Origin of the sequence: Microbacterium sp. SCN 71-21 (genome assembly GCF_001725695.1) — a bacterium.
Classification (GTDB): Bacteria; Actinomycetota; Actinomycetes; order Actinomycetales; family Microbacteriaceae; genus Microbacterium; species Microbacterium ginsengisoli.
This window is the reverse complement of the sequence record NZ_MEGA01000120.1, coordinates 1-5,145: the sequence shown is the minus strand read 5'-3', so window position 1 is coordinate 5,145 and position 5,145 is coordinate 1. Positions and strand designations below refer to the sequence as shown.

General features: G+C 68.7%; 4 protein-coding genes. 1 reads left to right on the top strand and 3 read right to left on the bottom strand.

The window, feature by feature from the left end; all coding sequences use genetic code 11:
- From ABT08_RS12880 to ABT08_RS12870, 3 genes are all read right to left on the bottom strand, one after another.
- Positions 1-991 (bottom strand): HNH endonuclease (locus tag ABT08_RS12880; RefSeq protein ID WP_288115220.1); only part of this gene is annotated, 991 nt, incomplete at its 3' end.
- Positions 992-1,007: 16 nt separating this feature from the next.
- Entirely contained in the window at positions 1,008-1,355 is a 348-nt protein-coding gene (locus ABT08_RS12875) for a hypothetical protein (RefSeq protein ID WP_156454704.1), read from the bottom strand.
- Positions 1,356-1,978: 623 nt separating this feature from the next.
- Positions 1,979-3,289, bottom strand: a complete 1,311-nt coding sequence (locus tag ABT08_RS12870; RefSeq protein WP_056519234.1) for a UDP-glucose dehydrogenase family protein — start codon at positions 3,287-3,289, stop codon at positions 1,979-1,981.
- 534 nt (positions 3,290-3,823) lie between these two features.
- Between ABT08_RS12870 and ABT08_RS12865 the strand changes: the two genes are divergently transcribed.
- A complete protein-coding gene (locus tag ABT08_RS12865; RefSeq protein ID WP_056519183.1) occupies positions 3,824-5,092 on the top strand; it encodes an IS256 family transposase in 1,269 nt (422 codons plus the stop codon).
- Positions 5,093-5,145 lie beyond the last annotated feature (53 nt).

Genomic DNA, 5,145 nt, shown 5'->3' with positions numbered 1-5,145 from the left:
CGATGGAGCGGGTGTCGGCGGCATCGACGCACGAATGGGCGTCGACGTCGGCGCCGGCGGGGTGGTCGAGGTAGGTTCGACCGCCGGGTGAGGTCCATTCGAGGATGCCGCCCGGGTGCTGCCGCACGGTCCACGCGGTGAACTGCTTCATCGAGTGGTGCCGTTGGCAGAGGTGGGCGAGATTGGATGCCTCGGTCTTGCCTCCGAGCGCCCAGTCGGTGGTGTGGTCGACTTCGCAGCGCACGGCGGGGACGCGGCATCCGGGGAATCGGCAGTGCTGGTCGCGGGCGCGAAGGTAGCGGTCGAGGGCGGCCGGTCGCTGGTAGGTGTCGACGGCGAGCACCTGCCCGGTGATGGGGTGGGTGAGCACGCGTTCCCACGGGCAGCGGGTGGCACCGGCGAGCCGGCGGGCGGTGTCGGCGTCGAGGGGGCTGCGGCCGGCGAGTTCGGCGGAACGGTCGTCGTCGCCGAGCAGGGTCGCGACGGGAACGACGATCTGCACCTTGGCTCGGATGGCTCCGAGAACGCCCGGGCCGTCGTCGGTGCGGGTCGGGTCGGCGCTGGGAGCGACGGTGAGCAGCATGTCGGTGACGAGGTCGGCGCGCACCTGGTCGATGGAGCGGGTGTCGGCGGCATCGACGCACGAATGGGCGTCGACGTCGGCGCCGGCGTCGACATGCGCGCGCGTGTCGATGAGAATGCGGGCCTGCTGGGTGAGCCGGTCGTACACGGCGTCGGCCAGCAGCGTCGGTGTCGTGACGATGAGGTCGGACATTCCTTCGCCGCGCGCGACCACGCGCACGCAGCGCTCGGCGCGCGCGTCGACGTGGCGTTCGACGAGTGATCGCGGGTGCATGTCGTCGGCGAGCTGCTCGAGCAGTCGGCGGAGCCGACCCGGGGTGTGGTGCGTCGCGAGGGCCGCGGCATCCGTATCGAAATCGGCGCGTGCGTCGATCGGAACGATGGCGCCGCAGTCGACGATGGTGCGCACGTGAGCCCGGGTGATGTCACCGACCTCCCACCGGGAAAGGGGCCTCCCACCGGGAAAGGGTGGCCGGGTAGTGCTCGACGAGTTCGATCGCGTCACCGATATCGCGCTGCACCGAGCGGTCGGAGCGCCGGGCGACGGCGCCGATCTCGGCGGACAGCGACCGCAGCACCATGTCGTGCTCGCGCACACGAGTGGGGGTGTCGGCCGTGAGGTCTCGCACCAGACGGCCCGCGGCGGCGAGCGCCCGCATCCGCTCGACCTCGGCACGGGCGACGATGCGCTCAGCGAGGTCGATCGCGCCCACCACGTCGTTCCACGCGCGCTGATCAGCGGCGAGAAGGGTGGCGGCGGATGTGGAATGCATGTTCCCATTGTCGCTTGGGGGTGCGACATTTTGTTCGGCCTTTTCTTCGAATGTGAAAGCTTCGCGACTCCGGATGATTGTGGAGGAAGCTTCGTTTCGAGCGCCTCTGAGCGACGCTCCGGGCCAGAACCTTGCGCGTGATCTCCGCCCCGGAGGGATCAGGAATCCGCCTCGTGTCGCCCGACATCCCGAGGATCACAGCCTCGCCCGCACGAACACCGTGGAGCCGCACCCCGGGAGGGAGCGGCATCCGCTCAGTCGGGTTGCGGGCGCGGTGCGTCGATGCCGGCGCGCAACGCGGTGGAATCTGGAGCCGGCGGCGGACAGGGGCTCGGAGTCAGCGCGGTGCGGTGCCGAAGCGGACACAGACGGCACGCCAGTCCGCGCGCGGGTACACGCGCGCGACGCGGACCCCTCGCCGCGGAAGGTGCCGCGCACGCTCGCCGATGCGGTGGCGACGCGTCGTGGGATCACGGCTCGGGCGTCGAACACGAGAACGCCGCGCGGCATCGGTGCGCACCGTCGAACCTCGCGACGGGTCGTCGCTCGGCGGGGTGTTGACTCGGGGCGCCCTGTGACACCCACGCGCCGCCCTCCGGCGACGCGACGCGTGACAGGGACGGCTACGGCCGCCCCATCCCGTAGTACGTCCATCCCGCCGCGCGCCAGGCCGCGGCATCCAGGCAGTTGCGGCCGTCGATGATGATGCGGCCCTCGGTGAGAGTCGACACGAGCTCGGGGGCCATCTGCCGGCGGTACTCATCCCACTCGGTGACGACGATCACCACGTCAGCGCCGCGCAACGCCTCGTCCCGGTCAGCGAGGTAGGTCAGCTGCGGATGGATGCGGCGCGCGTTCGCGATCGCCTCAGGATCGGTGACCCGCACCGAGGCCCCCAGCCCGTGCAGGCGTACCGCCACGTCGAGGGCCGGCGAATCGCGGATGTCGTCGGAGTGCGGCTTGAACGCGGCCCCCAGCACGGCGATCTTGCGTTCGAAGGTCTCTCCCCCGAGCGCATCGACGGCCAGTTGCACGGCCCGATCGCGACGACGAAGGTTGATCGCGTCGATCTCACGCAGGAAGGCGACAGACTCACCCTTGCCGAGCTCTTCGGCGCGCGCCGAGAAGGCACGGATGTCCTTGGGCAGGCATCCCCCGCCGAACCCGATGCCGGCTCCCAAGAAGCGGCGCCCGATGCGAGCGTCGTGTCCGATCGCATCTGCGAGCTGAGTGACGTCGGCGCCCGTGACCTCGGCGATCTCGGCCATGGCGTTGATGAAGCTGATCTTGGTTGCGAGGAAGGCGTTCGCCGCGACCTTCACCAGCTCCGCTGTCGCGTAGTCGGTGACGATGAAAGGCGTGCCCTTCGCGACCGAGGGGTGATAGACCTCACGAAGAATGGATGCCGCGCGCTCCCCCTCTGCGCCAGCGGGGACCCCCGCCACGAGCCTGTCGGGATCGATCGTGTCTTGCACTGCCCAGCCCTCACGAAGGAATTCCGGGTTCCAGACGAGGGTCGCGCCGGTCGCTTCGACGCGAGGCGCGAGCCCCGCGGCCGTGCCGACGGGCACCGTCGACTTGCCCGCCACGATGTCGCCTTCGGAGAGGTAGGGCAGCAGCCCATCGAACGCGGCATTGACGTAGGTCAGGTCAGCGGCGTATCCGTCCTTCTGCTGGGGCGTGTTGACGCCGACGAAATGCACCGTCGCGCCCGCGACGTCGGCCATCCTGTTCGAGAATCGAAGGCGCCCCGAGCTCACCCCATCGCGGACGAGATCTTCCAGATTCGGCTCGAAGAAGGGCGCCGTCCCTGCACTCAACGCGGCAACCCGATGCTCGTCGACGTCAACTCCGACGACTTCGTGACCGATTGATGCCATCGCGGCGGCGTGCACCGCTCCGAGATAGCCGCATCCGATGACCGATAGGCGCACGAACCCTCCCTTGATCGACGTCAATTCGATCTGCCGAGTGTGTCCGAGCGGTTGAGGCCAGTTGACGTGCAGATGAATCACTGACCTGCAACGACGGCAGGAAGGCGCCACGCACCGCACTGGGTGCCGGACGCGCGTCTACGGCGCCTGAAACCCCGAGAGGCGGTCGTGCCGGGAGGATTCACCCCACAACTCTCCCAAGGTCCCGGGAGTGTGAGAACAGAGTCGCGACGGGGGCCGATCGCCCCACCCTCGCTGCGCCCGGACAAGCCCCGAGGTGCCGCGCACCGCCGGCAAATCGGAGTCGTCGGCCCGCGTAGCCAACTCCTCATCGACGTAGGGAGGCATTCCATGGGCTGTCGACGCTGAGATTAGCCTCGCTGGACCGCCCGAACTCGGCCTTGCAACCCCCGGGCGCGGGTGAGTCTCTTAGCGTGGTGTCACTTCCCGCGGGGTTTTCGCCGTCGTTGACGTAGAGAGGCCATCGTGGGAACCCCAGTTGTTTCCAGCAAGAAGCAAAGAAGTGATCCCACGATGACCCATACCCAGTCTGCCTTGACGACCCTGATCAGCGAAGTCCTCGCCGATCCCGACCTCGCCCACTCGGATGTGTTCCGGCGGATGTTGCAGGCCGGGTTGCAGGACCTGATCAACGCGGAGGCCACTGCGAAGATCGGCGCCGCCCCGCATGAGCGCACCCCGGAGCGCGTCACGCGCCGTAACGGCACCCGTCCGAAGACCCTCGCCACTCCGGCCGGGGAGGTGGACCTGGCGATCCCGAAGCTGCGGGAAGGGTCGTTCTTCCCGTCGTTGCTGTCCCCGCGGCGCCGCGTCGACAAGGCCCTTTACGCGGTGATCTGCCAAGCCTGGATCGACGGGGTCAGCACTCGCAAGGTCGACCAGCTGATGCGCGCTTTGGGTAACGACACCGGCATCTCCCGCTCGACCGTCTCGCGAATCTGCACGGAGATCGACGAAGCCGTCGCGGAGTTCCTGCATCGCCGCATCGACCACACCTGGTTCCCCTACCTGTTCCTGGACGCCACCTACCTCGACGTCCGCCTGCGCGGCCGCGTCGTCTCCCAGGCGCTCGTGGTCGCCACCGGCGTCTCCGGCGACGGCCGTCGCGAGATCCTCGGCATGGCGCTGGGAGATGCGGAGACGACGGACTTCTGGACCGAGTTCCTGCGCTCCCTGCGCGAGCGGGGACTGAAGGTCGCCACCGACGCCGACCCGCTGGGCGTCGCCCTTGTCACCTCCGACGCGCACGCCGGCCTCAAAGCCGCTGTCAAGGCGATCCTGCCGGGAGCTGCCTGGCAGCGCTGCCGCGTCCACTTCGCCCGCAACGTCACCCAGAAGCTCGGCTCGGCCCGATCCAAGCCCGTCAACGCGCTGATCACCACGATCTTCGCCCAGACCAGCCCGGAGGCCGTGACCGCGCAATACCGGCAGGTCACCGACAGCCTGCGCGCATCGTTCCCCGAGATCGCGCAAATGCTCGAGGCCGCCGAAGCGGACCTGACCGCCTTCGCCGCCATGCCGCGTGAGCACTGGCAGAAGATCTGGTCCAACAACCCCATCGAGCGCCTCAACCGCGAGATCAAGCGCCGCGCCGACGTCGTCCAGATCTTCCCCGACCGCGACAGCGTCACCCGCCTCATCGGCGCTGTCCTGCAAGAGCAGCACGAGGAATGGCAATACGGCGAACGCCGCTACTTCTCCGAGATCTCCATGCGCAAGCTCATCCACACCCTCCGCGACCACGCAGAACCCGCCCGCCCCGAGCTCTACCTGACCGCCTAACCCCATCCACCACCGGAAACAACCGAAGTGACACCACACCACGGGACTTGACC